Genomic DNA, 25,107 nt, shown 5'->3' with positions numbered 1-25,107 from the left:
CGGTTGGCCTGCCGGATGCGTTGTCGTTTCCGCTCCTCTTCGCTTTCCTGATCCACCATTTGTGCGGCATTCTGCCAGGCCTGCTTGCGCCCGTCCGGAGCCCTTCGGCGCCGGGTATTGTATTCTCGCCGTGCTCCGCCGGACATGTCAGTTGTACATGCCTGGCGCATTTTGCCAACCCGGATCAAGGAAACCCATGAAACTGTATTTCAGCCCCGGCGCCTGCTCGCTCTCTCCCCACATCGTCCTGCTCGAAACAGGGCTGGACTTCAGCGCCGAACAGGTCGACCTGCGCGCAAAACTGACGGCGACCGGTGCGGATTTCCGCGCGATCAGCCCGAAAGGCTATGTGCCGGCCCTGGCCCTGGACGACGGCAGCGTGCTGACCGAAGGCGCGGCCATCGTCCAGTTCCTGGCCGACCTGGCGCCCGCTGCCGGCTTGTTGCCGCCGGTAGGCGATGCTGCCCGTTACAAGGTCATCTCGTGGTTGAGCTATATCTCGTCGGAACTGCACAAGAACTTCAGCCCGCTGTTCAATCCGGCGGCAAGCGACGACATCAAAGCCCATGCGCGCAAGATGCTGGCCTTGCGCCTGGAATACGTGGCGGCGCAGCTGAGCAAGGGCGACTACCTGGAAGGCCGCTTCAGCGTTGCCGACGCCTACCTGTTCACGGTGCTCGGTTGGGCTGATGTCGTCGGGCTCGACCTGTCTGCCTGGCCGGTGCTGGGCGTGTACCGCGCCCGCATCGGTGCACGCCCGGCCGTACAGCAGGCATTGCGCGCCGAAGGTTTAATGAAGTAAGCGTCCAAGCAAGCATTTGCCGCCCGGCTTGCCTGAGGAGTACCATGGCCCCATGACAAGCCAACGCTACATTGCCCTGATCCGCGGGATCAACGTCGGCCGCGCCAAGCGCGTGGCCATGGCCGACTTGCGCAAGCTGCTCGCCGAGCTCGGCTATCGCGACGTCCGTAGCGTCCTCAACAGCGGCAACCTCGTGTTCGCGGCCGACGGCATCGACCCCGGTACCGCCGCGGCCGCGATCGAAGAGCGGATGGTGCTGAAGCTGGGCGTGGCGGCGCGCGTCATGGTGCTCAGCGGTGAAGAGCTGGCCGCCGTGCTGGCCGAAAACACCTTGCTGGCGCAGGCGACCGACCATGCGCGCCTGCTGGTCTTCATCCTGGGCGACGCCGCCCTGCGCACGGGCGTGGGCGCGCTGTGCGAACGCAGCTGGGGCAGCGAAGCGCTGGCGCTGGGCCAGCGCGCCGTCTATGTCTGGTGCCCGGAAGGGGTACTTGCCAGCGCCGCCGCCGGCGCCCTCGGCAAGCAACTGGGCGACAACACCACCGCGCGCAACTGGAACACCCTGTGCAAGCTCTACGCGCTTTGCAGCGAGCCCGCGTCGGTGCCGCCCGGCGCCTGAGCCCCTGAGCCCCCTGAGCTATTTGAACTTCTCGCGGCTGTTGCGCCGCGCCCGGTAGCCCAGCAGGACCAGGCCGACCAGCATCATGGCAAAGACTTCCGGCTCCGGCAATTCGGAGATGCCCGGTAGGGCCAACACGCCGGGCACGGGCATCCCTGCGCCGGCCTGCGCATGTACCGGCAAGATGGCCGGCAAGGCGCCCGGTGCAGCCTGTGGGGCCAGATCGATGACCTTCGCCTGGGCGATGCCGCTCAGCCCAATGGCGAGCGCTGCTGCGAGTGCGAATCTGTTCACGATGCTTCCTTCCTTGCAAGCCTGGCGGTCGGAGAAGCGGAGGAGGGCGCCGCAAGCGACGCTCTGCGAAAGAGCATAGCAAAGCGCTGAAACGCGACGCCGTTCGATTCGGGCAGAAAACGGCCGCGCGGCAAACACCCAGTGGGGTGTGAAAGAAATGCGACAGCGCGCCAATCCGGCCTTATCGGAACGCCAAGACTTTCATGCCCGTCTGTTAGAACAGTATTAACTGTTTTTCATAAACGTTAAGCATATCGCTGCCTTTTTTGCCAAGCCTGCAACGAATAGCATTGTCAGGTTTTCCAGCTATGACAGAGATCAAGAAATTTTAAGCGTGGCGTATACATCTGCGTTTTCTTTACGGGTATAGTCTCCCTATCCCTATTGCCTAACGGCATCAAAACGATGATGAACACATATGTGTTCCTCCATGCGCTTCTGATCATCACCGGCCTTCAAGAGCCGTCGCCCTTCCGCCAGCGTCATCCGGAACGGCATCGCTGTTTGCACTGTCTCATCTGCGCATCCAACTATTTGTAAAGTTCCGAACATGCCTAACTTTGCCCGACTTCAGATTGCTTTTAAGAATGTTTATGTACGCATCGCCGCTGCCGTCCTGCTGGGCGCGCTGACCGGCCTCGCCATTTATTCGGCCGATGCGCCGCAAGACCCGAGCCCGGTCATTCATTCGCAAGACATTTCTGAAATCACCCGCCTGGCAGGCCAGAAGGACAAGCTCGATTACCTGATGGTGGCCAAGCCGCTGTCGGAATCGCCGCGCTATGTCTTCAAGTTCAAGAACGCGCCCGAACTGCACGTGGTCAAGGTGCCGAGCACCTCGCACCTGTCGCTCGAGCGCGAAGTGCTGCTCAAGAACGCGATTCCCTATTCGATCGCCAAGGACGAGTTCCTGGCATCGCATGAAGCCGTGCTCGACGAAGGCGGCTCGATGGGCGCGCACGCCGGCGACTTCGTCAAGCGCCATGCCTTCGAAATCGTGTTGCTGTTGTTGATCCTGTACTGCCTGAAGTTCGGCATCCCGGGCATGGGTGCGAGTTCGACCATGATCATGCCGGACAAGCTCAAGGGCAGCATGGACGATCTGATCGGCATGGAAGACATCAAGCAGGAAGTGCTGCACCTGGAAGACATGATCCGCAACCGCGACGAATACGCTTCGCACAACATCGACAAGCCGTTCAACGTGATGCTGACCGGGCCTGCCGGTACCGGTAAGACCAAGCTGGTCGGCTACCTGGCCAAGCGCCTGAACCTGCCGCTGATCTCGGCCTCGGGGTCGGCGCTGGAATCGGGTTACGTCGGCGGCGGCTCGAAAGCCCTGAACGCCCTCTACCGCAAGGCGTGCGCCAAAGGCAAATGCATCATCTTCCTCGACGAAGGCCAGAGCCTGTTCATGCCGCGCGGCCGCAGCGAAAAGAAGTGGGAAGACGATACCGCCAACACGCTGCTCGGCCTGCTCGATGGCGTCAAAAGCGACAAGGGCCAGGGCGTGATCTGGGTCATCGCCTCGAACTTCGACGATGCCTCGACCGAGATGGACGAAGCGATGCTGCGCCGCTTCTCGGTGAAGATCAACTTCCGCCTGCCGAACAAGGGCGAGCGCCGCGAACTGCTGCGCAGTTTCCTGTCGCGCAAGAAGGATGGTCTGGTCGACTACAACGACCTCGACCTGGACCAGGTCGCCGAGATCACCCAGAACCTGAGCCCGGCGCTGCTGGAAACCGTGGTCGAACGCGCCTCGATGCTGTCGATCCAGGAAAAGACGATCATCAATACCGATCTGCTGTTCCGTGCCTACGAGCGCGCCACCATCGGCCTGACCGACCGCGCCACCACCGCCGAAAAGCACAAGCAGCGCGAGCGCATCGCCCTGCACGAACTGGGCCATTTCTTCATGCAGATCGACCCGCACCTGCGTGCCGGCCTGTCGCTCGCCGAAGTAAAGGAAAAGTCGCACCTGCTGAAAATTTCGACCGAAGCCGTCTCAAAAATCGGCGCCCTCGGCTACGTGCTGCAGTCGGGCGACGACATGTCGCTGCGCACGCTCGAAGAACTCGAGCGCGACGTGGTCGGCCTGTACGGCGGCATGGCGGCCGAAGAGCTGTTCTACGGCGCCCGCGGCATCTCGGTCGGCGCCCAGAACGACATCGAGAAGGTCACCAAGATGCTCAACCTGATGGTCAACCGCCTGTCGATGTATTCGCGCTCGAAGATCGACTACAGCCAGCTGCAGAACGACGCCAGCGGCGAGCACACCCTGCGCCAGATGGAAGAAAAGGCCGATGAGCTCTACAGCTACACGTTGGGCGCGATGCGCGACTACCGCGCGCTGATCGAGTCGATCAAGGACACGCTGCTCGACCAGTACGTGCTGTCGAAAGACGCCGTGTTCGCGCTGCTCGAAGAGCGCAAGGAACTGCTGCACTTCGCGCCCAAGCATGCGAACCTGAAGCTGTGCTCGGAAACCGGCGAGATGGTCGCCGCGTAAAGTGGAACCTCAACGAAAAAGCCCGCTGTGCGCAATGCGCCAGCGGGCTTTTTCATTGTTGACCAACGTGCACCGTAGGGCGGGCATGCCCGCGCAAACAGCTCGATCAGCAGCGACGCATCCTCACCTCAATGCGCATGCGCCTTCTGCGCCAGCGTCTCCAGCACATAGCGCGCCATGCTCCCCGCCAGCTCCTGCTCGCCGATGAACACCTTGCCGCCCGTATCCTTGCGCAGCAGCTCGGCTTCTTCCTCGTTATGGGTACGCACCAGGCAGCGGATGGTCGGGTTGAGCATCTTCGCCGTCTCGATCATGGTGCGCACGTGGAAGGTGTCGGGCGTGGCGATCACCAGCACCGCGGCGCGCGCGATGTGGGCCTGGATCAGCACCGCCGGCTCGGCCGCATTGCCGACCACCGCCGGCTGGTCGCGCCGGCGCAGCATCTCGACCAGCTCGCGGTTCTGTTCGGCCACCACGAAGTGCACGCCCTGGGCCGTCAGTTCGTCGGCGATGCGGCGGCCCACGCGGCCGAAGCCGATCAGCACCACCTGGCCGGTGAGGCGCTCGTGCGGCACCGTCATCGGCAGTTCGGCCAGCGGGTCGGGCGACGCTTCCATGTTGCGCACCGCCTGCGAATTGGCGCGCAGCCAGCGCTGCAGCGGCTCGATCGCCGTGAACAGCAGCGGATTGACCGCGATCGAGATGATGGCGCCGGCCAGGATCAGGCTCTGACCTTCCTGCGGCATCAACCCCAGCGTGATGCCGAGCGCGGCCAGGATGAACGAGAACTCGCCGATCTGCGCCAGGCTGGCCGAGACCGTAATTGCGGTATTCAAGGGGTAGCGCAGGGCCAGCACCAGCAGCATGGCCGCGATCGACTTGCCGAAGATGATCACCAAGACGACGCCGAGCACCTTGAATGGACTGTCGACCAGCACCATCGGGTCGAACAGCATGCCGACCGAGACGAAGAACAGCACCGAGAATGCGTCGCGCAGCGGCAGCGATTCTTCGGCGGCGCGGTGCGACAGGTCCGACTCGCGCAGCACCATGCCCGCGAAAAACGCGCCCAGCGCGAACGACACGCCGAACAGTTCCGACGAACCGTAGGCGATGCCGACGGCGGCGGCGATCACCGCCAGCGTGAACAGCTCGCGTGAAGCGGTCTTGGCAACTTTCCACAGGAACCAGGGAAACAGTTTACGGCCGACGATCAGCATGAAGGCGACAAAGGCGCCGACCTGCAGCAGCGTTTTACCGAGTGCATACAGCAGCGACGTATCTGCTCCGGCGCCATCGGCGCCCTTGCCGCCGAGCGGGCCGGCGATCGCCGGCAGCAGCACCAGCACCAGCACCGTCACCAGGTCTTCGACCACCAGCCAGCCGACCGCGATGCGGCCGTTCATCGAATCGAGGATGCCGCGGCTTTCCAGCGCGCGCAGCAGCACCACGGTGCTGGCCACCGACAGCGCCAGGCCGAACACCAGCCCCGCGCCTAAACTCCAGCCCCACAGGTGCGCCATGCCGATGCCCATCACGGTCGCCACGGCGATCTGCAGGATCGCGCCGGGCAGGGCGATCTTGCGCACGTCGAGCAGGTCGCGCAGCGAGAAGTGCAGTCCTACCCCGAACATCAGCAGCATTACCCCGATCTCGGCCAGTTGCGAGGCCAGCGACACGTCGGCGACGAAGCCCGGTGTGGCGGGGCCGATGACGATGCCGGCGGCGAGATAGCCGACCAGCGCCGGCAATTTCAGGCGCACGGCAAGCATGCCGAAGATCAGGCCGAACCCGAGGGCGGCGGCGATGGTGGTAATCAGGCTGAGTTCATGATGCATGCAGGACGTCTCCTTATCAATGTGGAATCCCGGCAGTATAAGCGACGTTGACGACATGGTCAGAAAATAGAATAGACCTTCGGTGGCCCGGTTGCGTCAAGGCTGCACGGGCTGGCTATAATCGATTCGATAAAGACCAGACGGTCACAAACAGGAGACAGCATGAACAAGGTATTCGTCAGCGGCGTAGGCATGATCCCGTTCGCCAAACCGGGCGCCAGCGCCCCGTACCACGTCATGGCCGCCGAGGCCGCGCGCGCCGCCTTGCAGGACGCCGGCATCGACTACGAGGAGGTCGAGCAAGCCTATGCCGGCTACGTCTACGGCGACTCGACCTGCGGCCAGAAAGCCCTGTATGGCGTCGGCATGACCGGCATCCCGATCGTCAACGTCAACAACAACTGCTCGACCGGCTCGACGGCGCTGTTCCTGGCGCGCCAGGCGATCGCCAGCGGCGCCGCCGATTGCGTACTGGTGCTCGGCTTCGAACAGATGAGTCCCGGCGCCCTGGGTTCCGTCTTCACTGACCGCCCTGCGCCCTTCGACGACTTCGACGCCGTCACCGACCGCCTGGTCGGCAAGCCCGAGATCCCGCTGGCGCTGCGCTATTTCGGCGGGGCGGGCCTGGCGCACATGGAAAAATACGGCACGCCGCTGGCGGCGTTCGCCGAGATCCGCGCCAAGGCCAGCCGCCACGCCGCCAACAATCCGCTGGCGCTGTTCAGGAAGGAAGTCAGCGCCCAGGACGTGCTCGACGCGCCGGCCATCTGGCCCGGCGTGATGACGCGCCTGATGGCCTGCCCGCCGACCTGCGGCGCCGCCGCCGCGGTGCTAGTCTCGGAAGCGTTCGCGAAGAAGCGCGGCCTGCGTTCGGATGTCTTCATCGCCGCCCAAGCGATGACGACCGACCGCGCCAGCACCTTCGATGCGAACGACATGATGCGCCTGGTCGGCTATGAGATGAGCCGCGAAGCGGCCGACAAGGTCTACAGCCAAGCCGGTATCGGCCCCGACGACCTTGACGTGGTCGAACTGCACGACTGCTTCGCCCACAACGAACTCATTACCTACGAAGCGCTCGGCCTGTGCCCGGAAGGCGGCGCCGCCAAATTCATCCTTGACGCCGACAACACCTATGGCGGCAAGGTCGTCACCAATCCATCCGGCGGCCTGCTGTCGAAAGGCCATCCGCTCGGCGCCACGGGTCTGGCCCAGTGTTTCGAGCTGACCCACCAGTTGCGCGGCAGCGCCGGCGCGCGCCAGATGGACAATGCGCGCACGGCCCTGCAGCACAACCTCGGCCTGGGCGGCGCCTGCGTGGTCACCCTGTACCAGGCGGCATGAACATGGCGCTGATGACGCCCTCCTGGATGAACCCGGAACTGGACAGTTTTCGCGATGCCGTGCGCCGTTTCGTCGCCAGCGAAATCGCGCCGCACGGCGAACGCTGGCGCCAGCAGCAGCACGTCGACCGCGACCTGTGGATCAAGGCCGGTGAAATGGGCTTGCTGGCGGCCGACATTCCCGAGGAATACGGCGGCTCGGGCGGCAACTTCGCCCACATGGCCATCGTTTTCGAAGAACTCGGCCATGCCGGCGACATGGCTTTCGGGCTGCACGTCCACGCGATCGTCGCCCACTACCTGCTGAACCAGGGCACCGAAGCGCAGAAACGGCGCTACCTGCCGCAACTGGCCAGCGGCGCGATGATCGCGGCGATCGCCATGTCGGAACCTGGCGCCGGCTCCGACCTGAAGGGCATCCGCACCACGGCTGTGAAGGGCAGCGACGGCTACCGTGTCAACGGTTCCAAGACGTTTATCTCGAACGGCTACCTGGCCGACCTGGTGCTGGTGGTGGCGAAGACCGATCCGGCCGGCGGTGCGAAAGGCATCTCGCTGATGCTGCTGGAGACGCGCGACAACCCGGGCTTTCGCGTCGGCCGCATCCTGGAAAAGGTCGGGCAAAAGGGGCAGGACACCTGCGAGCTGTTCTTCGACGATGCCCACGTCGGTTTCGACGGTGTGCTCGGTGGCGAGGAGGGCAGGGGATTCGTCCAGTTGATGACCGAACTGCCCTACGAGCGCACCATCATCGGCGTGGCCGGGGTGGCCGCGATCGAGCGCGCGTTGGCGCTGACCGTCGCGCATGCGAAAGAGCGCAAGGCCTTCGGCCAGGCCCTGATCGAGATGCAGAACACGCGTTTTATCCTGGCCGAGATCAAGACCGAAGCGACGGTCGCACGCATCTTCATCGACCGCTGCATCGAAGACATGCTGGCCGGACGCATGGACACGGTGCGCGCCTCGATGGCGAAGTACTGGATCTCGAACTTGCAGTGCAAGGTCGTGGACCAGTGCGTGCAGCTCTTCGGCGGCTACGGCTACATGCTCGAATACCCGATCGCCCAGATGTACGTCGACGCCCGCGTCCAGCGCATCTACGGCGGCGCCAACGAGATCATGAAAGAGATCATCGCCAGGTCGTTATAAAGGAGCGCTTCATGCCCGGACCCCTTGCCGGCATCAAAATCATCGAAATGGTCGGCCTCGGCCCTTGCCCCTTCGCCGCCATGATGCTGGCCGACATGGGCGCCGAGGTGATCCGCATCGACCGCAAAACCAAGCCCGGCGCCGACAATCCGTTCCCGATGCTGGGCACGAAATTCGACGTCATGGCGCGCGGCCGCCGCTCGCTCGCGCTCGACCTGAAACATCCGCAAGCACGCGGAGTCGTCCTGAACCTGGTCGAACAGGCCGACATCCTGATCGAAGGTTTCCGTCCCGGCGTGATGGAACGACTCGGCCTCGGCCCAGACGCCTGCCACGCGCGCAATCCGAAACTCGTCTTCGGCCGCGTCACCGGCTGGGGCCAGACCGGCCCGCTGGCGCAGGCCGCCGGCCACGACCTGAACTACATCGCCCTGTCCGGCATGCTGCACGCGATGGGGCGCGCCGATACGCCGCCAAGTCCGCCCCTGAACCTGGTCGGCGACTTCGGCGGCGGCGCCATGATGCTCGCCTTTGGCGTGGTTTGCGCGGCGCTGGAAGCGAAGACTTCGGGCCGCGGCCAGACCGTCGACGCCGCCATGACCGATGGCGCCGCCTTGCTGGGCGCGATGATGTACGGCTTGCGTGCTTTCGGCTCCTGGCAGGACAAGCGCGAAGCGAACATGCTCGATGGCGGCGCGCCGTTCTACGATACCTATGCCTGCCGCGATGGCACATTCCTGTCGGTCGGCGCGATCGAGCCGCAGTTCTATGCGCAATTGCTGGCGCTGTGCGGCGCGACCGATCCGGAGTTTCAAAAGCAGTGGAGCCAGAAGCGCTGGCCGGAACTGAAAGCGAAATTCGCCGCGCTGTTCGCCACCAGAACCCGCGCCGACTGGTGCGTGCTGCTGGAGGGGACGGACGCCTGCGTCGCACCGGTGCTCGACATGGCCGAAGCGCCAGGCCACCCGCACAATGCCGCGCGCGCCAGCTTCATCGAGATCGACGGCGTGGTCCAGCCCGCGCCGGCGCCGCGCTTCAGCCGCACCGCACCGGAAGCAGGGCAGGCCGCCGCCGCGCCGGGCCAGCATAGTACGCAGGTGCTGACGGACTGGGGCTGGGCGCCGGCGGCAATCGAATCGCTGAAAACCGCCGGCGTCATATAGGATTACCGGGGTAACGCTGAGCTACCGGGAGCCGCATGACGAAGGAACGTGAACTCGACAAATCGAAACGGCTGGCGCTGGGTTTCTTTATCGGCGCCGCGCTGCTGTTCATCCTGAGCTTCTTCCTGCCGCCCTCCTGGTGGACGGGTTTACTAAAGGCCTTTGCCGAAGCGGCGATGGTCGGCGCCCTGGCCGACTGGTTCGCCGTGGTGGCGCTGTTCAGGCGCGTGCCGATTCCGGTCGTATCAACCCACACGAACATCATCCCCAACAACAAGGTCAAGATTGCCGATAACCTGGCCCTGTTCGTCCACGAGAAATTCCTCGATACCGAATCGATCATCCGCCTGATCCAGAAGCACGACCCGGCGCAGAAAGTCGCGGACTGGCTGGTGAAACCGGCGAATACCGAACAGATGGGCGGCTACCTCGTGAAAGTGGCAAGCTGGATGCTCGACTTCACCGAAGAATCGGCGATCCAGAATTTCCTGCGCAAGGCCGTGCATACCATGGTCGGCAGCGTCGACCTGTCGAAATCGGCCGGCACCATCCTCGAAAGTCTGACGAAAGGCGGACGGCACCAGGAATTGCTGAACGAAGGCATCCATCAATTGGCGCAACTGCTCGACAATGTCGACACGCAGACGACGATTTCCGAAGGCATCGTCGACTGGCTGAAGGAAGAATATGCCTTTATCGAACGGATGCTGCCGTCGGAACTCATCGGCCGCAAGGGCGCCGATATTGCCGTCCGGCTGGCCTCCGGTATCCTCAACAAGGTCGCGCACGACCCGGATCACCCGCTGCGCCAGCGCTTCGATGTATTCACCGCCGAATTCATCGAGCGCCTGAAAAGCGATCCGCAACTCTCGGATAAAAGCGAAGAGATAAAGAACTATCTGCTCAACGACGACACGCTCAACGACTACCTGGCGTCGCTGTGGGGCGACCTGAAAGCCTGGCTGAAAAAGGACCTGGACAGCGCCGACTCGACCCTGCGCCGGCGCCTGCAAGCGACCGGCGCCTGGCTCGGCAAGACCCTGGCCGAAGACCCGCAACTGCGCCAGTCGCTCAACGACAACCTGGAACTGGCCGCACGCGCCGCCGCCCCGGAGTTCGCCGGCTACCTGACGCGGCACATCGCCGACACCGTGAAAAACTGGGACAGTGCCGAAATGTCGGAACAGATCGAACTGAATATCGGCAAGGATCTACAATTCATACGCATTAATGGCACGATCGTCGGCGGCTTGATCGGCGTGACGCTGTATCTGCTGTCGTCGCTGCCGGGGTTCGTGCACTAAGCGCGCGTCGAAAGATGCCGCCGAGGCGTACTATCGGCTCATCCATCAGGAGAACGTCATGGAACAGTCACTGAATGCCTGGCTCGCCGCGCACCCCGAAATCGAAGCGATTCCGGGGCGCGATCTGTTCATCGTGGCGCGCTACCTGATTCCGATGGAAGCGGCGCTGATGCAGGGCTGCATGGAAGCGTCCGGCATTCCGGCGGTATTGGCCGACGCCCATTTGATGCAAGCCGATTTATTATTGGCGCCGGCCCTGGGCGGGGTGCGGATATTGGTGCCGGCGTCCTACGTGCAGCAAGCGCAGGCGACCATCGAGGCATTCAAGCGCGGCGAATTCGCGCTCGACGAGGATGCCGACGTGGGATAAAAAAAGCCACCGGTTCTCGCGAAGCGGTGGCTTTTTAATTTCTGGTGGTGATAGGTGGACTTGAACCACCGACCCCAGCATTATGAGTGCTGTGCTCTAACCAACTGAGCTATATCACCGAAACTCTAAAAGAACGCCTGATAAAGCCTTAGGGCAAGGCGCAGCGTCGAAGACAGTACGCTGGTACGGCGAGACGCTGCAACACCGCCATGAGGTTTTATCAGGCGTTCTTAAAGCAAAATGGCCCGACTCGTGGGAGCCAAGCCATCTGCCTGAATTCTGGTGGTGATAGGTGGACTTGAACCACCGACCCCAGCATTATGAGTGCTGTGCTCTAACCAACTGAGCTATATCACCGAAAGAGAACGCTATTATCCAAGGCGCGGCGCCTCCTGTCAAGGCTGTGTGCGCCGAGCAAGCAGGGTTTTTCGCGGCGGCTAACCCGGCAAGCCTTTCAAACGGGTCAGTAGTTCTCCCGTCGGGTCGCGCCCCAGGCAATCGATGACGATCCGGTCCGGCATCGCGCGCAGCCAGGTCAGCTGGCGTTTGGCCAGCTGGCGGGTGGCGATGATGCCCGTCTCGCGCAAGCCGGCGCGGTCGATCTTGCCGTCCAGGTAATCCCAGCTCTGGCGGTAGCCGACGCAGCGCATCGACGGCAGATTCGGATGCAGGTCGCCGCGTGCGCGCAGGCGCGCCACTTCGGCGACGATGCCCGCGTCATCGGACTCGCCCAGCATCTGGTCGAAGCGCAGCGCGATCCGTTTGTGCAGCACCGCGCGGTCGGATGGTTCCAGCGCAAACGAGACAAGATTGAAGGGCAGCTCCGGCTTGGCGCGCAAGGCCAGCAGGGCCGACATCGGCTTGCCGGTCAGCTTGATGATTTCCAGCGCGCGGTTGATGCGCTGGGCGTCGTTCGGCGCCAGGCGCTCGGCCGTGACCGGATCGAGGTCGCGCAGTTTGGCGTGCATGCCCGGCCAGCCGATGCGCGCGGCTTCGGCGTCGAGCGCGGCGCGTACCTCGGTATCGGCAGTGGGCAGGTCGTCCAGGCCTTCGGTGAGCCCCTTAAAATACATCATGGTGCCGCCCACCAGCAGTGGCAGCTTGCCGCGCGCGCTGATGTCGGCCACCAGGCGCAGGGTGTCGGTCCTGAACTGCATGACCGAATATGCGTCGAGCGGGTCGATGATGTCGATCAGGTGGTGCGGCACGCTGGCCAGTTCTTCGGCGCTGGGCTTGGCGGTGCCGATGTCCATCTCGCGGTAGACCAGGGCGGAGTCGACCGAGATGATCTCCACCGGGCGCTCGCGCGCGATGGCCAGCGCCGCCGCGGTCTTGCCCGACGCGGTCGGACCCATGATCGCCACCGCCAGCGGCCTGGCGTCGTTCGCTTCCATTGTCATTTATTGGCCGCGCAGGAAAAGTTTGTCGAGCGCCGAGATGTCGAGCTGGACCCAGGTCGGGCGGCCGTGGTTGCACTGGTCGGCGCGCTCGGTGCTTTCCATCTGGCGCAGCAGCGCGTTCATTTCGGGGGTACTCAGGATGCGGTTGGCGCGCACCGCCGTGTGGCAGGCGAGGGTGCCGAGCAGTTCGTTGCGGCGTTCGATCAGCACGCGCGAGCCGCCGAATTCGCGCACGTCGCGCAGCACGTCGCGCGCCAGCGTCTGGGCGTCGGCGTTCTTCAGCAGCGTCGGCACCGCGCGCACGGCCAAGGTCGTCGGCGACAGCGCGGCGATGTCGAAGCCGAGCGCTTTTAATGTTTCCTGGTGGTCGGTGGCGGTGGCCACTTCGACCGCATCGGCGAAAAAGGTGACCGGAATCAGCAGCGACTGCACCTGCATGTCGTGGCCGTCGACCTGGGCGTCGAGCGCGTTTTTCAGCTGCTCGTACAGGATGCGTTCGTGCGCCGCATGCATGTCGACCAGCACCAGGCCGCGCGTGTTCTGCGCCAGGATGTAGATGCCGTGCAGCTGGGCCAGCGCGAAGCCGAGCGGGAAGTCGTCGTTGCTCGGTGCGTTCGACGGCGCCGGCATCGGCATTGCGGACGATGCGCTTGGGCGCGCCGCGGTATCGGCAAACAGGGCGCCGTAGTTGGCGGTGCTCTGCGCCACGCCCGCCTGCTCGGGCGCGTCCCAGCGGCTGCCCGGCGGGAAGGGAGAAGGCGAAAACGTTTGCGAGTGCGGCTGGCTCAGTTGCGTCCCGAACGATGTCTGCTCGTGCGGCCGGCGCCAGTCCGAGCCGCCGGACGGCGTGACTTCGGCGGCCGTGATCGGCGCCGGCACGCTGCCGTGCGCCGTGGCCGAGGTGGCGGCCAGCGCGCGCTGCACCGCGTGGAACACGAACTGGTGCACCGCGCGGCTGTCGCGGAAGCGCACTTCGATTTTCGACGGGTGGACATTCACGTCGACCAGCGCCGGATCGAGATCCAGCGCCAGCACATAGGAGGGAAAACGGTCGCCGTGCAGCACGTCCTGGTAGGCGGCGCGCACCGCGTGCACCAGCAGCTTGTCGCGCACGAAGCGCCCGTTCACGTAAAAGAACTGGCCGTCGGCGCGCGCTTTCGAGGCCGTCGGCAAGCCGGCATAGCCGTACAGGCGCAAGGGACCGGCCGCTTCGTCGATCGACAATCGCGCTTCGGCGAAGTCGCTGCCCAGGATCTGGGCGCTGCGCTTCGCCATCTCGCATTCTTTCCAGTGGTCGATGGTGCGCCCGTTATGCGTCAGGCTGAAGGCCACGTCGGGCCGCGCCAGCGCGATGCGGCGCACGACTTCGGCGCAGTGGCCGTATTCGGTCTGTTCCGACTTGAGGAACTTGCGGCGCGCCGGGGTATTGAAGTACAGGTCTTGTACGTCGATGGTGGTGCCGCAGGGGCCGGACGAGGGCGCCACGGTGCCCTGGTGCGAGCCGACGATTTCCCAGGCGTGCGGCGCGTCGGCCGTGCGTGAAGTGATCGACACCGCCGCCACCGAAGCGATCGAGGCCAGCGCTTCGCCGCGAAAGCCGAGCGTGGCCACGTTCTCGAGGTCGGTCAGCGAAGCGATTTTCGAGGTCGCATGGCGCGCCAGGGCGAGTGGCAGCTGGTCGGGCGCGATGCCGCGGCCGTTGTCGGTAATCGCAATGCGCTTGACGCCGCCTTCTTCGAGGCGCACCGTGATCTGGGTCGCGCCGGCGTCGAGCGCGTTTTCCAGCAGCTCCTTTACCACGGCCGAGGGCCGCTCGACCACCTCGCCGGCGGCGATCTGCGAGATCAGCTGGTCGTTCAGCTGCTGGATGGGACGGTGGGTCGGCAAAGGCGCGTTCATACGGCGATTATATCGCGCTGCCCCGGCGGCATCAGGCCACCGTCTTTATTTCGCCTCGCGTACCGGAATCGGCGCCGCGCACAGGTCGACGTGGCCGGCCGCGACCTTGGTCCACGGCCCGCCGCGGTTGCGCTGCGCTTCCACCACTTTCTGGTACGTCGCACTCTCGGTGCGCATGACCTCGAAGTTGCTGCGCTCGGATGCCGGCACGTCGGCCGCCACGCGGAAAGCCTTGATCGGCACCTGCATCTCCGGCTTGTCGAAAAAGCCCATCGGCGCCGGGCCGCGCGCCACGGTCGACAGCAGCGGCATGCCGGACACGACGCGTCCGACCACGGTGATGTTGCGGTCGAGCTGGCGCGGCGCCTGGCCGGTGACGACGTACAGGGCAGTGCCGCCGCCGCTGTCGGCATCGGCATCGCGCCCGACGCCGACCATCGCATAGCAATGCGCGAGCCAGGTTTCGCCCGCCTTCGGATCGCGCCCGACCGGGAAGCCGTTCGAATGGCCAATTTGCGGCGCATAACCGTCGACGTCCTTCATGCGCGTGAACTTCGTGTCGCTCTTCATCGGCACCGTGAACTCGCCCGGCAAGGTCGTCTTCGCCTTCTTCGGCTGGCGCGGGTTCTTCTCGTCCGGGTCGCCCCACTGGACGACGAAATTGTCTTGCGAGCGCAGGATCACGAGGCCGTCGAAAAATTGTTCGCGCGCCAGTGCCTTGATGTTGGCGGCGTGCAGCGGGGCAAAGGTGGGAGCGAGTTCGATCACGACGCGTCCGCCCGGCAAGTCCATGTACAGCGTGTTTTCCAGGTCGAGCGGGCGCCAGTCGGCCGCCTTGGCTTCCTTGACGATGTCGCCGACGCTCGGTTTTGGCGGCAACTCTTTCTTGGGCGCCGCCTGCACGGCGCCGCTGGCGAGCACGGCGGATGCCACGCTTGCCAGGACTACAATCTTGACTGCCTTCATCTCCCGCCCTCCCGCGTTATTAATGTTGAGCAATTGTAATCGCGATTTTTGCCCTGTATAAAAAACTTAACAGGTGTCGAAAATCTGGCGCGGCGCATGGCGTCCCAGCCGTTAAGCATGGCTGTCTGATGGTATGATTCGCTGTTACCGTTTAGGAAAATTATGGATCTGATGCAATTTTTCGACATGATTCTTCATGTCGATAAGACGCTGGGTGTGCTGCTGGCCGAGTACGGCATCTATGTCTATATTGTCCTGTTCGCGATCGTGTTCTGCGAAACGGGCCTGGTGGTCCTGTTTTTCTTCCCGGGCGACACCTTGCTGTTCATCGCCGGCGCCTTTTGCGCCACCGGCCAGATGAGTTATCCCTTGCTGATGTCCTTGCTCATCGTTGCGGCGGTTACCGGCAATACCCTGAATTACTACATCGGCGAAGCGGTCGGCCAACGCATGTTTACCCATAACTATCGCTGGATCAACAAGGATGCGCTGCACCGCACTCACGATTTCTTCGAAAAACATGGCGGCAAGACCATCATCCTGGCCCGTTTCGTGCCGGTGGTGCGCACCTTCGCACCGTTTGTGGCGGGTGTGTCGGACATGACCCACTGGCGCTTCCAGTTGTACAACGTGACCGGCGCCGTGCTGTGGGTGGCCAGCCTGGTGACTGCCGGCTATTTCTTCGGCAATATCCCGGTGGTGCGCAACCACCTGACGGAAATCGTCCTGGTCGGCGTCAGCGCGGCGCTGGTGCCGCTCGCGATTGGCGGGCTGTACAAGTTCGGGCGCAAGGTGCTCAGCCGCTGATAGCAGGGCAGCAAGCTTCTTGTTGGATCGACCAGCGCGCCGGATTTATCCGGCGCGTTTGTATTTTTGCGCTCAAGTTTCCGTACGGAAGCGTCGTTAAGGGTGGGTGAATGTACTCCTCCTTACCCCATGCGTAACCTGATCGCCCTGTTTGCCTGCAGTTTTGTCATGCTCGGCGCAAGCGCGTCCGACGCGCCGCACGCCGCCAAGCCAGCCTCCGAGGCTGTCAAGCCGGCGCCCGATGCGGCCAAGAAAACCGCCGACGCCGCCAAGCTGGCGGCCGAGCTGGCCAAACCGGCCAAGGCGATCGAGAAGCCAGCCGCCGAGCACGGCGCCAAGGCTGCCCCATCCATTGTCGCCAAGCCACTGATCGAAAAACCGCTGATCGACAAGTCGCTGGTCGAAAAGCCACCGAAGGCGGCCGTGACTGCCGCTGGCGCCGACAAGGTCGCCGCCGCCATCTCCGCCCCTGAGGACGAGGACCAGGTCGACCTGTCCGTGCGCATCGCCGAACGCCTGGCCGAGATGCGCGCCAAGCAGGCCGCGCGCGTGGCCGCCGCCGCGAAAGCGAAAAAAGCGGCCGATGCCAAGCGCAAGAAGGAAGCGGCGCTGGCCGCGGTCGCCGCCGCGCCGAAGGTCAGCACCCACTGGGATTACGACGGCGAATTCGGTCCGGACAACTGGGGCAAGATCAACCCGGCCTGGTCGCAGTGCGGCAAGGGCAACCGCCAGTCGCCGATCGACATCCGCGACGGCATCAAGGTCGACCTCGACGAGATCGATTTCGACTACCGTCCCTCGACCTTCACCGAGATCGACAACGGCCACACGGTGCAGGTGAACCTCGCGCGCGGCAATTTCCTCAACGTGGGCGTGGATCGCTTCGAACTGGTGCAGTTCCACTTCCACCGGCCATCGGAAGAGAAGATCAACGGCAAGGGTACCGAGATGGTGATTCACCTGGTGCACCGCGACGCGCGCGGCCGGATGGCGGTGGTGGCGGTGCTGCTCGAGCGCGGCAAGGCCAATGACGCCATCCAGACGGTATGGAACAACATCCCGCTCGAAAAAGGGCAGCTCGGCGCACCCGGCATCGAACTCGATGCGTTCGAACTGCTGCCGAACCGGCATGAGTACTACACCTACATGGGCTCGCTGACCGAACCGCCCTGCACCGAGAACGTGCTGTGGATCGTGATGAAGCAGCCGATGACGGCCTCGCCGGCGCAGATGGCGCTGTTCTCGCGCCTGTATCCGCTCAATGCGCGGCCGGTGCAGGCGAGCGAAGGGCGGATGGTCAAGGAATCGAATTAAACGAAAAGCCGGCGTTGCCGGCTTTTTTTGTGGGATGGACGCGGCGATCGCCTCTGGGACGTAGGGTGGGCGGGTTCCCCCGCCCACCCTACGTCCCTCCGGCATGAGCCAACGGATTACCTTCAGCTGACGTGGTACTCGCCGCGCCAGCTTTCCCCCGGCTGCAGCATCGGCCCATTCAATAAGGCCGGCTCGATGCACACGAAGCGCCGGTATTCTTCGTCGCCCATATCCGCCAGCGCCGCCGCATCCTGCGCGCCCGGATTCCACACGACCGCGTCGGGAAACCCCTCTTGACGCAGCGTCAGCACTACGCCGCCATCGACCAGCGCCAGCCGCGATTCGACACCTTCGTACACGCGGTCGAACTTGTCGCTGAGCGCCAGTTCCTCGCGCTCGACGCCAAGGATGCGGATGCCGCTGACATCGTCGACCAGGAAATAGGTATGCAGCGCCGCCGCGAACGGAAACGCAGCGCTGCCCGTGTTGCGCACCTCGAACCGCATGATTAATTCATTGGCGCGGATCGCCACCCGCAGCGCCAGTTCGAAACCGTGCGGCCAGGCTTGCGCATGGCGCGGGTCGAGGTCGGCCCGGGTCAGCGCGAGGACGGCATACGCCCAGCCATCGTCGACACCGGAGTCGCGCACGCGCCAGGTGCTCACGCGCGCAAAGCCGTGGCGCATGCCGTTGCCGCGTTCGGCGAATTGCGGAAAGATCACCGGCACGCCGCCGCGGATGGCACGGCTGCCGTCGAGCGCGGACCTGGCGCTGCAGAACAGCCGCTCGCGCCCGTCGGCGCCGCGCCACGACACCAGGTGGGCGCCGTACAGCGTGATGCTCGCCTGGGCGCCATCGGGAGCACTCAGGAGCAGGGATGGCAGCTGGCCGAAGGTGGTGGCGATGGCGGCGTCGAGGTGGTTCATGGCGAAAGGTTAACGGGTCCGGGCCGCGTAGTATGCCACGGTTGCCAAGGCCGCTGCCGCGCCGCCTGCACCCCGATGCGTTACGTCGTCCGGCTCTTCGCCATCGGCGGATTCGCCGAAAAATAGCGCTTGATGCCCTTGGTGATCGCGTTTGCCAGCTGGTCCTGGTAGCCGTCGTCCTTCAGTTTCGCTTCCTCTTCCGGATTCGAAATGAAGGCCGTCTCGACCAGGATCGAGGGAATGTCCGGCGCCTTGAGCACGGCGAATCCCGCCTGTTCGACCGCCGCCTTGTGCAGGCGGTTGATGCCGCCAATCTCGCCCAGCACGGCCTTGCCGAGTTTCAGGCTGTCGTTGATCTGCGCCGTCGTCGACAGGTCGAACAGCACGCTCGCCAGCTGGCGGTCGTGCTTCGCGAAATTCACGCCGCCGATCAGGTCGGCCTTGTTCTGGTCGGTCGCCAGCCAGCGCGCCGCCGTCGAGCTGGCGCCTTTTTCGCTCAGCACGAAGACCGAGGAGCCGCGTGCGCGTGCTTCGATGAAGGCGTCGGCGTGGATCGAGACGAACAGGTCGGCCTGCACCTTTCGCGCCTTTTCCACGCGCGTGCCGAGCGGGACGAAATAATCGCCGTCGCGGGTGAGCATGACACGCGTGTTGGGCAATGCTTCCAGGCGCGCTTTCAGTTTTTTCGCCACCGCCAGCACGATGTCCTTTTCGCGCGTGCCGCTCGGGCCGATCGCGCCCGGGTCTTCGCCGCCGTGTCCGGGGTCGAGCGCGATGGTCACCATGCGCACCACGTTGTTGGCGGGGAGCGCCGGCTTGGCCGCCGGCTTGCCGAGCACCGGCGGCGGTATCAATGCGGGTTGGGTCACGCGCGGCGCCGGATTGGCGTTCATCGCGGCGATTTCCGCTTCCAGGCGCGCCACCGGATCGGGCGCGACCGGCTGCGCCGGCGGCACCGGCACGGCCGGCACCGCGGTGGCCGTGCCGTCGCCGGGCGACCATTCTCCCTTTTCGATCAGGGCGGCGATCGGGTCGGCTTCGCGCACCGGATACAGGTCGAAGATCAGCCGGTGTTTATATTCGGCCACCGGCGCCAGGGTAAACACCTGCGGCTTGACCGCTTCCTTCAGGTCGAACACCAGGCGCACCACGTTCGGGCGGTTCTGGCCGACGCGCACCTGCTTGATGTACGGGTCGTTCGACTCGATCTTGGCGACCAGGCCCTTCAGGGTGTCGTTCAGGACCAGGCCGTCGATGTCGACCACCAGGCGCGGCGGATCGGGCACCAGGAAGTGCTCAGCCTTGAGGTCGGTGTCGTTTTCCAGCGTGACGCGCGTGTAGTCGTCGGCCGGCCAGACGCGCACGGCGAGGATTTGCGCGGCGCGCGCCGGCAGCGGGGCGACCACGGACAGCAGCAGCGTACCGCCGAGCTTGAGCACGGTACGGCGGCGGGCAGGGGAAGTCAGCGTGGCTGGGCGTAGGAGAGGCGGTCGAGGCATAACAGGCCCTGTTGAGACAACGCCTGTAATTCTACAGCACGGCCGAGACCGCTGACGTTGAGCAAAACGCGGACGTCGGGTGGCGGCAACACCGGCTCGCCTTTTTCGGGCCATTCGACGATGCAGATATTCTTGCCGTCGAAGTCTTCGCGAAAACCGGCATCGAGGAATTCTTCCGGGCTCGACATGCGGTACAGGTCGTAGTGGATGACGTCGACGGTCTCGCCGCCAAGCTGCACGCGATACGGCTCCGACAGGGTATAGGTCGGGCTCTTGACCGTGCCTTGGTAGCCGGCCGCGCGCAGCAGGGCGCGCGTGAGCGCGGTCTTGCCGGCGCCGAGGTCGCCGTGCAGGTAGATGACGAGGCCGGGCACGACGGCGCGCGCCAGGGCGGCGCCAAAGTCGGCGGTCGCCGATTCGTCCGGCAGGTAGGCTGTGAAGTGCTGCATCAATTAAAATGTGAGGTTTGGCGGCGCGCACCTGCGCCGCGATTGTCTTCAGACCGAATGTCCATCGAATCTCCCGACCTGCAGGAATTGACCCGCGCCATCAAGGCCTGGGGCCGCGAACTCGGCTTTGCCGACGTGCGCATTGCCGACGTCGACCTGGCGCACGCCGAAGCGGGGCTGCGCGCCTGGCTGGCGGCGGGGCACCATGGCGAGATGGATTATATGGCAAGCCACGGCATGAAGCGCGCCCGGCCGGCCGAACTGGTGCCGGGCACGGTGCGCGCGATCGTGGCGCGCATGGATTACCTGCCTTTGACGGACGGCTGGCGCGAACGCGAACTTGCGCGCCAGGTCGAACCCGGCGCGGCCGTGGTGTCGATGTATGCGCGCGGGCGCGATTACCACAAGGTGTTGCGCAACCGCCTGGCGCAACTGGCCGAGCGCGTGAAGACCGAGATCGGCGAGTATGGCTACCGGGTGTTCACCGATTCGGCGCCGGTGATGGAATTGCCGCTGGCGGAAAAGGCGGGCCTCGGTTGGCGCGGCAAGCACACGCTGCTGCTCTCGCGCGACGCCGGCTCGACCTTTTTTATCGGCGAAATTTTGGTCGACTTGCCCTTGCCGGCCGACGCGGCCACCTCCAGCCATTGCGGCGCCTGCAGCAACTGCATCGACCTGTGTCCGACGGGGGCCATTCTCGGCCCCGGCCGGCTCGATGCGCGGCGCTGCATTTCCTACCTGACGATCGAACTGAAGGGCAGCATTCCGGTCGAGCTGCGCCCGCTGATCGGCAACCGGATCTACGGCTGCGACGATTGCCAGCTGGCCTGCCCCTGGAACAAGTTTGCCCAGCGCACAACGGTGCCGGATTTCGAGGAGCGCAACGGGTTAGGGGATTCCAGCATGGTCGACTTGTTCGCGTGGGAAGAAGAAGAATTCAACCGGCGCATGGAAGGCAGTCCGATCCGGCGCATCGGTCACGAGCGCTGGCTGCGCAACCTGGCGGTCGGGATGGGGAATGCGGCTGCGGGGCGGCGCGGCGATCCGCTCATCGTGGCGGCATTGCGGGCGCGCGCCGAACACCCGTCCGCGCTGGTGCGCGAGCATGTCGAGTGGGCATTGGCACGCCATCAATCATAGTTCCATCCGCTTGGCGCGCACGGCGGACCAGTCGCCATCGATCGAAATCATCGCCACGGCTGTGATACCGTTTTCCTTCAGAAACTCGTTGATTGAGTCGCGATTGATATCAGTGGCTTTCGAGGCGGTCTGCTTCAGGTAGGCGATCCAGAGCGAACCCTTGTCGCCGAGGCGATCCTTGGCCTGCGGCAGGTACTGTTCCAGGTCCTTGCGGTTCATGCAAAACATCATGATCACGTCGAAAGGGCCATCGCCTTCCTGGATCAATTCTTGCGGAAATTGCGCTACGACCGTCGGGTGCACGCCGCCATTGATGATCTGCATCGCTTTCGCGTTACGCAAAAACATCCTGTCTGCAACTGTCTTTTCGTTCATCTGCTTTCCCTAAAGAAGTTGGCGTCGCGGGGCGCAAGCGGCGACGCGTTCAATGTGGATTTTACAAGCGATCGTCGAAAAGGGCGGGTGTGCGGCATGTTCTGTGCGCGCGGGTTTGTGACTGGAAGTTGTGGCCGAGTGGGGTATGCGGGCGGTTGGGGAGCTGTTGCTGAGCAGCTAATGGTGAGCGTGATCCGCGTGGGCGGAGCCCACCCTACGGTCACCGCTAACGGCAAGATCATACGAAACCCGGATACGCAACGCGCAACCGCCAACAATTTACTTCAACAAACCCGCCAACTCCACCGCCGTCTTGACCTGCATCTTGTCGAAAATATGCGCCCGGTGCACCTCGACCGTGCGCATGCTGATGCCGAGCTCGTCGGCGACGACCTTGTTCATCTTGCCGGCGAGGATCAGGTCGAGCACTTCACGTTCGCGCGCCGACAGGGTCGCCAGGCGCGCCTGCACTTGCGCGGCGCTGGCGGCGTTGCGCGAGGCGGCCAGGGCCTGGTCGACGCGGTCCATCAGGTCGTTGTCGTTGAAGGGTTTTTCGAAGAAGTCGAAGGCGCCGCGTTTGAGCGAATCGACCGCCATCGGCACGTCGCCGTGGCCGGTGAGGAAGATGACCGGCATGCGCGCCAGCCAGCCGCGCTTGATGAGTTGTTCGAACACGGCGATGCCGTTCATGTCGGGCATGCGCACATCCAATAACACGCAATCGCCGTCGGCATCGGGTTCGCCGACGGCGTCGAGAAAGGCCTGGCCGCCCGCATAGCCGCGCACGGCAAGGCCGCGCGATTGCGCCAGCCACGCGAGGGCGTCGCGGATCACGTCTTCGTCGTCGACGATATGCAGCATGCGGGGTTCTCCTGATGGTGCGTTATTGTAGCTCGACCGCGCCCACGGCGGTGGAGCGGGGCAGGCTGAAGGTGAAGACCGTGCCGCTGCCCGGGTTCGGCGCATGGTTCAGCGTCCCGCCGTGGAATTCGATCGCGGTGCGGCAGATCGACAGGCCCATGCCCATGCCTTCGGCCTTGGTCGAGAAGAAGGGAGAGAACAGGCGCTCGGCGACGTCGGGCGCGATGCCGTGGCCATGGTCGATCACCGATACCGACACCTGGGCGGCATCGGCGGCGGCCGTGATCTGCAGGATGCGCTGTTCGGGCGCGACGCCGGCCATCGCCTCGATGCCGTTGCGCGTCAGGTTCAGCAGCACCTGTTCGAGCATCACGCGGTCGGCCAGCACCGGTGGCAGCTGCGCCGGCAGGTTGATCTGCAGCGCGACGTAGGACTGGCGCGTCTGCAGTTCGATCAGCGCGCGCACGCCGTCGACCACGCTGTGGATATCGACCGTCTCGCGCTGCGGCTCGCTCTTTTTCACGAACTCGTGCACGCTCCTGATGATCTGGCCGGCGCGCTGCGCCTGTTGGCGCGCCTGCTCCAGCGCGCGGCGCAGCAGGGTCGGTTCGATCGGCACGCCCTTGTCGGCGCGTTCGAGCACGTTCAGGGCGCCGGCCGTGTAACTCGAAATTGCCGCCAGCGGCTGGTTCAGTTCGTGCGCCAGCATCGAGGAGATTTCTCCCATCGTCGCCAGGCGCGCACTGGTCTCGAGCTTTTCCTGCTGCTGGCGATTGAGTTCTTCGGCCTTCTTGCGGTCGGTGATGTCGAGGATCGAACTCATCCAGCCAGTCTGCCTGCCGCGGCTGTCGACCAGGGGCGCCTCGAACACCAGCACCGGCACGCGCACGCCGTCCGAGCGCTGGAACACGGTTTCGAATTGCGGCGTCACGGTGCCGGCCAGCACGCCGGCGAAGCGCTGCTCGTAGTCGCCGCGCACTTCCGGCGCCCAGTAGGGCATCGGCGGCTTGCGCCCGACCAGCTCTTCCGGCGCCAAACCGACGATCTCGCAAAAGGCCTTGTTGACGTAGGTGACGCGCCCTTCGAGGTCGCGTGCGCGCAGGCCGGTCATCAGCGAGTTTTCCATCGCCGTGCGAAACGCCATCTGCTGGCGCAGCGCCGACTCGGCCGCGAGCGTGCGCGAGATGTGGCGCCACAGCGTCATCAGGCTCATCAGCAGGCCGAGGGCCAGCACGATCACCGAGCCCACCAGCAGATTGGGCAGCAGGCGCGGCGCGTTCTTGACGCTATCGGTGGCCAGCACGATCGAAGCGCCCGGTAAATCGAGCGCGCGTCGGTGCGTGTAGACGCCGCGCCCCGGACCGCCGTCGGCACGCGCCGCCACCGGCGCATCGTTGCGGTCGAGCAGAGACAAGGCATTGTCCTGGGCGAACCACCAGGGAACGGTTTCATCGAGCAGCACTTTCAGGCTGTAGGTCGCGACCAGGCTGCCGGCGTAGGCGCCGCCGCGGTAGAGGGGCAGGTAATAGTCGAGCAGGCCAGGCGTGTGCGCGCTGGCGCCGTACGGTTCGGAATAACGGCCGGCCTTGGTCAAACGCGCCATTTCCTGCGTTTCGGTCAGGGCCGGGGCCGGCGTGCCCTGGGGCAGGTCGACGCCGTGGCGCGCCAGCACGTCGCCGTCCGGACTCAGCCACAGCACGCGGCGCAGTTCCGGACCGTTCTTGAACATTTGCGCCATGCGCGCCTGCAGGACGGCGGGCGGCGGTGGTTTGCGCACCAGGTCGGCGCCGAGCGTGGCCAGCGCTTCCTCGCTGCGCGTGAGCTCGAAACGCAGCGTCTGCTCGACCCACAGCGTGTCGGCAATCAATTGCTCCTGACGCTCGGTGGTTTCCATCTGGCGCGCCTGCCAGGGCAGCCAGAACAGCACGGCGAGAAACAGCAGCACCAGCAGCAGCGGTACCAGCCAGCGCCAGGGCCGGGCCAGGTTGGCGCGGCGGCGCAGCGAGAACGGGTTTTTCATGGGAATGTGGAAGGTTTTCTTCTCGGATGCTATTGTGGACTTCTGTCGCGGCAACGCAAC

General features: G+C 64.6%; 22 protein-coding genes and 2 tRNA genes. 11 read left to right on the top strand and 13 right to left on the bottom strand.

Translation table 11 applies throughout. The features are described from left to right. Positions 1–196 precede the first annotated feature (196 nt). Both gstA and AC56LG_RS07380 read left to right on the top strand, forming a co-directional pair. Positions 197–802 (top strand): glutathione transferase GstA, encoded by a 606-nt coding sequence (gene gstA, locus AC56LG_RS07385; RefSeq protein WP_497165458.1) that lies wholly within the window; start codon positions 197–199, stop codon positions 800–802. A gap of 52 nt (positions 803–854) precedes the next feature. Further along, positions 855–1,421 (top strand): DUF1697 domain-containing protein, encoded by a 567-nt coding sequence (locus AC56LG_RS07380; protein ID WP_497165457.1) that lies wholly within the window; start codon positions 855–857, stop codon positions 1,419–1,421. An 18-nt stretch (positions 1,422–1,439) separates the two neighbouring features. On the opposite strand, the gene AC56LG_RS07375 is transcribed toward AC56LG_RS07380, so the two are convergent. Beyond that, positions 1,440–1,715 carry a hypothetical protein gene (locus AC56LG_RS07375; RefSeq protein WP_497165456.1) on the bottom strand — a complete coding sequence of 92 codons (276 nt, stop codon included), beginning with the start codon at positions 1,713–1,715 and terminating at the stop codon, positions 1,440–1,442. A gap of 550 nt (positions 1,716–2,265) precedes the next feature. On the opposite strand from AC56LG_RS07375, the gene AC56LG_RS07370 reads away from it, so the two are divergent. Further along, complete coding sequence (locus AC56LG_RS07370) at positions 2,266–4,224, top strand: AAA family ATPase (protein WP_497165455.1); 1,959 nt, start codon at positions 2,266–2,268, stop codon at positions 4,222–4,224. 128 nt (positions 4,225–4,352) lie between these two features. Here the strand turns inward: AC56LG_RS07370 and AC56LG_RS07365 are convergent, their stop codons facing one another. Next, entirely contained in the window at positions 4,353–6,062 is a 1,710-nt protein-coding gene (locus tag AC56LG_RS07365; protein WP_497165454.1) for a cation:proton antiporter domain-containing protein, read from the bottom strand. Between the two features lie 162 nt (positions 6,063–6,224). On the opposite strand from AC56LG_RS07365, the gene AC56LG_RS07360 reads away from it, so the two are divergent. From AC56LG_RS07360 to AC56LG_RS07340, 5 genes are read left to right on the top strand one after another with little or no spacing between them, the layout of a single operon-like run. Beyond that, a complete protein-coding gene (locus AC56LG_RS07360; RefSeq protein ID WP_497165453.1) occupies positions 6,225–7,406 on the top strand; it encodes a lipid-transfer protein in 1,182 nt (393 codons plus the stop codon). Between the two features lie 2 nt (positions 7,407–7,408). Next, positions 7,409–8,554 (top strand): acyl-CoA dehydrogenase family protein, encoded by a 1,146-nt coding sequence (locus AC56LG_RS07355; protein WP_497165829.1) that lies wholly within the window; start codon positions 7,409–7,411, stop codon positions 8,552–8,554. Between the two features lie 11 nt (positions 8,555–8,565). Further along, positions 8,566–9,717 carry a CaiB/BaiF CoA transferase family protein gene (locus AC56LG_RS07350; protein ID WP_497165452.1) on the top strand — a complete coding sequence of 384 codons (1,152 nt, stop codon included), beginning with the start codon at positions 8,566–8,568 and terminating at the stop codon, positions 9,715–9,717. 35 nt (positions 9,718–9,752) lie between these two features. Further along, a complete protein-coding gene (locus AC56LG_RS07345; RefSeq protein WP_497165451.1) occupies positions 9,753–11,021 on the top strand; it encodes a DUF445 domain-containing protein in 1,269 nt (422 codons plus the stop codon). Between the two features lie 58 nt (positions 11,022–11,079). Continuing rightward, a complete protein-coding gene (locus tag AC56LG_RS07340; protein ID WP_497165450.1) occupies positions 11,080–11,391 on the top strand; it encodes a putative signal transducing protein in 312 nt (103 codons plus the stop codon). Between the two features lie 42 nt (positions 11,392–11,433). Here the strand turns inward: AC56LG_RS07340 and AC56LG_RS07335 are convergent. The 5 genes from AC56LG_RS07335 to AC56LG_RS07315 form a co-directional block, all read right to left on the bottom strand. Then, positions 11,434–11,510: transfer RNA gene (locus tag AC56LG_RS07335), tRNA-Met, on the bottom strand. Positions 11,511–11,671: 161 nt separating this feature from the next. Beyond that, positions 11,672–11,748, bottom strand: a tRNA-Met gene (locus tag AC56LG_RS07330). An 80-nt stretch (positions 11,749–11,828) separates the two neighbouring features. After that, complete coding sequence (miaA, locus tag AC56LG_RS07325; RefSeq protein WP_497165449.1) at positions 11,829–12,785, bottom strand: tRNA (adenosine(37)-N6)-dimethylallyltransferase MiaA; 957 nt, start codon at positions 12,783–12,785, stop codon at positions 11,829–11,831. Positions 12,786–12,791: 6 nt separating this feature from the next. Next, positions 12,792–14,690 (bottom strand): DNA mismatch repair endonuclease MutL, encoded by a 1,899-nt coding sequence (gene mutL / locus AC56LG_RS07320; RefSeq protein ID WP_497165448.1) that lies wholly within the window; start codon positions 14,688–14,690, stop codon positions 12,792–12,794. A gap of 45 nt (positions 14,691–14,735) precedes the next feature. Next, positions 14,736–15,656: a peptidylprolyl isomerase gene (locus AC56LG_RS07315; RefSeq protein WP_497165447.1), complete on the bottom strand. Its 921-nt coding sequence runs from the start codon at positions 15,654–15,656 to the stop codon at positions 14,736–14,738. Between the two features lie 162 nt (positions 15,657–15,818). On the opposite strand from AC56LG_RS07315, the gene AC56LG_RS07310 reads away from it, so the two are divergent. Next, positions 15,819–16,463 carry a VTT domain-containing protein gene (locus tag AC56LG_RS07310; RefSeq protein ID WP_192056785.1) on the top strand — a complete coding sequence of 215 codons (645 nt, stop codon included), beginning with the start codon at positions 15,819–15,821 and terminating at the stop codon, positions 16,461–16,463. 129 nt (positions 16,464–16,592) lie between these two features. Next, positions 16,593–17,777, top strand: a complete 1,185-nt coding sequence (locus AC56LG_RS07305; protein WP_497165446.1) for a carbonic anhydrase — start codon at positions 16,593–16,595, stop codon at positions 17,775–17,777. A 122-nt stretch (positions 17,778–17,899) separates the two neighbouring features. Here AC56LG_RS07305 and AC56LG_RS07300 read toward each other — a convergent pair whose 3' ends face one another. The 3 genes from AC56LG_RS07300 to tsaE form a co-directional block, all read right to left on the bottom strand. Continuing rightward, on the bottom strand, positions 17,900–18,703 hold the full coding sequence (locus tag AC56LG_RS07300) for a D-hexose-6-phosphate mutarotase (protein ID WP_497165445.1): 804 nt from the start codon (positions 18,701–18,703) through the stop codon (positions 17,900–17,902). An 80-nt stretch (positions 18,704–18,783) separates the two neighbouring features. Beyond that, positions 18,784–20,202 (bottom strand): N-acetylmuramoyl-L-alanine amidase, encoded by a 1,419-nt coding sequence (locus tag AC56LG_RS07295; RefSeq protein ID WP_497165444.1) that lies wholly within the window; start codon positions 20,200–20,202, stop codon positions 18,784–18,786. Beyond that, a complete protein-coding gene (gene tsaE, locus AC56LG_RS07290) occupies positions 20,166–20,651 on the bottom strand; it encodes a tRNA (adenosine(37)-N6)-threonylcarbamoyltransferase complex ATPase subunit type 1 TsaE (RefSeq protein WP_497165443.1) in 486 nt (161 codons plus the stop codon). Before tsaE ends, AC56LG_RS07295 begins: the two co-directional genes overlap by 37 nt. 57 nt (positions 20,652–20,708) lie before the next feature. On the opposite strand from tsaE, the gene queG reads away from it, so the two are divergent. After that, positions 20,709–21,791, top strand: a complete 1,083-nt coding sequence (gene queG / locus AC56LG_RS07285) for a tRNA epoxyqueuosine(34) reductase QueG (protein WP_497165442.1) — start codon at positions 20,709–20,711, stop codon at positions 21,789–21,791. On the opposite strand, the gene AC56LG_RS07280 is transcribed toward queG, so the two are convergent. The 3 genes from AC56LG_RS07280 to AC56LG_RS07270 all read right to left on the bottom strand — a co-directional run bounded on the left by AC56LG_RS07280 (position 21,786) and on the right by AC56LG_RS07270 (position 25,047). Continuing rightward, a complete protein-coding gene (locus tag AC56LG_RS07280; RefSeq protein ID WP_497165441.1) occupies positions 21,786–22,166 on the bottom strand; it encodes a DUF3052 family protein in 381 nt (126 codons plus the stop codon). The two genes, queG and AC56LG_RS07280, sit on opposite strands and share 6 nt — an antisense overlap. A gap of 279 nt (positions 22,167–22,445) precedes the next feature. Beyond that, positions 22,446–23,027 carry a response regulator transcription factor gene (locus AC56LG_RS07275; protein ID WP_497165440.1) on the bottom strand — a complete coding sequence of 194 codons (582 nt, stop codon included), beginning with the start codon at positions 23,025–23,027 and terminating at the stop codon, positions 22,446–22,448. Positions 23,028–23,049: 22 nt separating this feature from the next. Further along, positions 23,050–25,047: a sensor histidine kinase gene (locus AC56LG_RS07270; RefSeq protein ID WP_497165439.1), complete on the bottom strand. Its 1,998-nt coding sequence runs from the start codon at positions 25,045–25,047 to the stop codon at positions 23,050–23,052. Between the last annotated feature and the right edge of the window lie 60 nt (positions 25,048–25,107).

The sequence above is a fragment of the Telluria sp. ZB2R32 genome (genome assembly GCF_059685715.1).
The sequence above is the reverse complement of the archived record's forward strand: the minus strand, read 5'-3'. Positions and strand labels throughout refer to the sequence as shown.

Bases quoted from the DNA above. Each gene is read 5' to 3' on its own strand.
- tsaE (WP_497165443.1), bottom strand. From the start codon at position 20,651: ATGCAGCACTTCACAGCCTACCTGCCGGACGAATCGGCGACCGCCGAC.
- AC56LG_RS07305 (WP_497165446.1), top strand. From the start codon at position 16,593: ATGCGTAACCTGATCGCCCTGTTTGCCTGCAGTTTTGTCATGCTCGGC.
- miaA (WP_497165449.1), bottom strand. From the start codon at position 12,785: ATGGAAGCGAACGACGCCAGGCCGCTGGCGGTGGCGATCATGGGTCCG.
- AC56LG_RS07350 (WP_497165452.1), top strand. From the start codon at position 8,566: ATGCCCGGACCCCTTGCCGGCATCAAAATCATCGAAATGGTCGGCCTC.
- AC56LG_RS07270 (WP_497165439.1), bottom strand. From the start codon at position 25,047: ATGAAAAACCCGTTCTCGCTGCGCCGCCGCGCCAACCTGGCCCGGCCC.
- AC56LG_RS07310 (WP_192056785.1), top strand. From the start codon at position 15,819: ATGGATCTGATGCAATTTTTCGACATGATTCTTCATGTCGATAAGACG.
- AC56LG_RS07275 (WP_497165440.1), bottom strand. From the start codon at position 23,027: ATGCTGCATATCGTCGACGACGAAGACGTGATCCGCGACGCCCTCGCG.
- AC56LG_RS07370 (WP_497165455.1), top strand. From the start codon at position 2,266: ATGCCTAACTTTGCCCGACTTCAGATTGCTTTTAAGAATGTTTATGTA.
- AC56LG_RS07360 (WP_497165453.1), top strand. From the start codon at position 6,225: ATGAACAAGGTATTCGTCAGCGGCGTAGGCATGATCCCGTTCGCCAAA.
- AC56LG_RS07315 (WP_497165447.1), bottom strand. From the start codon at position 15,656: ATGAAGGCAGTCAAGATTGTAGTCCTGGCAAGCGTGGCATCCGCCGTG.
- mutL (WP_497165448.1), bottom strand. From the start codon at position 14,690: ATGAACGCGCCTTTGCCGACCCACCGTCCCATCCAGCAGCTGAACGAC.
- AC56LG_RS07365 (WP_497165454.1), bottom strand. From the start codon at position 6,062: ATGCATCATGAACTCAGCCTGATTACCACCATCGCCGCCGCCCTCGGG.
- gstA (WP_497165458.1), top strand. From the start codon at position 197: ATGAAACTGTATTTCAGCCCCGGCGCCTGCTCGCTCTCTCCCCACATC.
- AC56LG_RS07345 (WP_497165451.1), top strand. From the start codon at position 9,753: ATGACGAAGGAACGTGAACTCGACAAATCGAAACGGCTGGCGCTGGGT.
- AC56LG_RS07340 (WP_497165450.1), top strand. From the start codon at position 11,080: ATGGAACAGTCACTGAATGCCTGGCTCGCCGCGCACCCCGAAATCGAA.
- AC56LG_RS07300 (WP_497165445.1), bottom strand. From the start codon at position 18,703: ATGAACCACCTCGACGCCGCCATCGCCACCACCTTCGGCCAGCTGCCA.
- AC56LG_RS07380 (WP_497165457.1), top strand. From the start codon at position 855: ATGACAAGCCAACGCTACATTGCCCTGATCCGCGGGATCAACGTCGGC.
- AC56LG_RS07280 (WP_497165441.1), bottom strand. From the start codon at position 22,166: ATGAACGAAAAGACAGTTGCAGACAGGATGTTTTTGCGTAACGCGAAA.
- queG (WP_497165442.1), top strand. From the start codon at position 20,709: ATGTCCATCGAATCTCCCGACCTGCAGGAATTGACCCGCGCCATCAAG.
- AC56LG_RS07295 (WP_497165444.1), bottom strand. From the start codon at position 20,202: ATGCCTCGACCGCCTCTCCTACGCCCAGCCACGCTGACTTCCCCTGCC.
- AC56LG_RS07355 (WP_497165829.1), top strand. From the start codon at position 7,409: ATGGCGCTGATGACGCCCTCCTGGATGAACCCGGAACTGGACAGTTTT.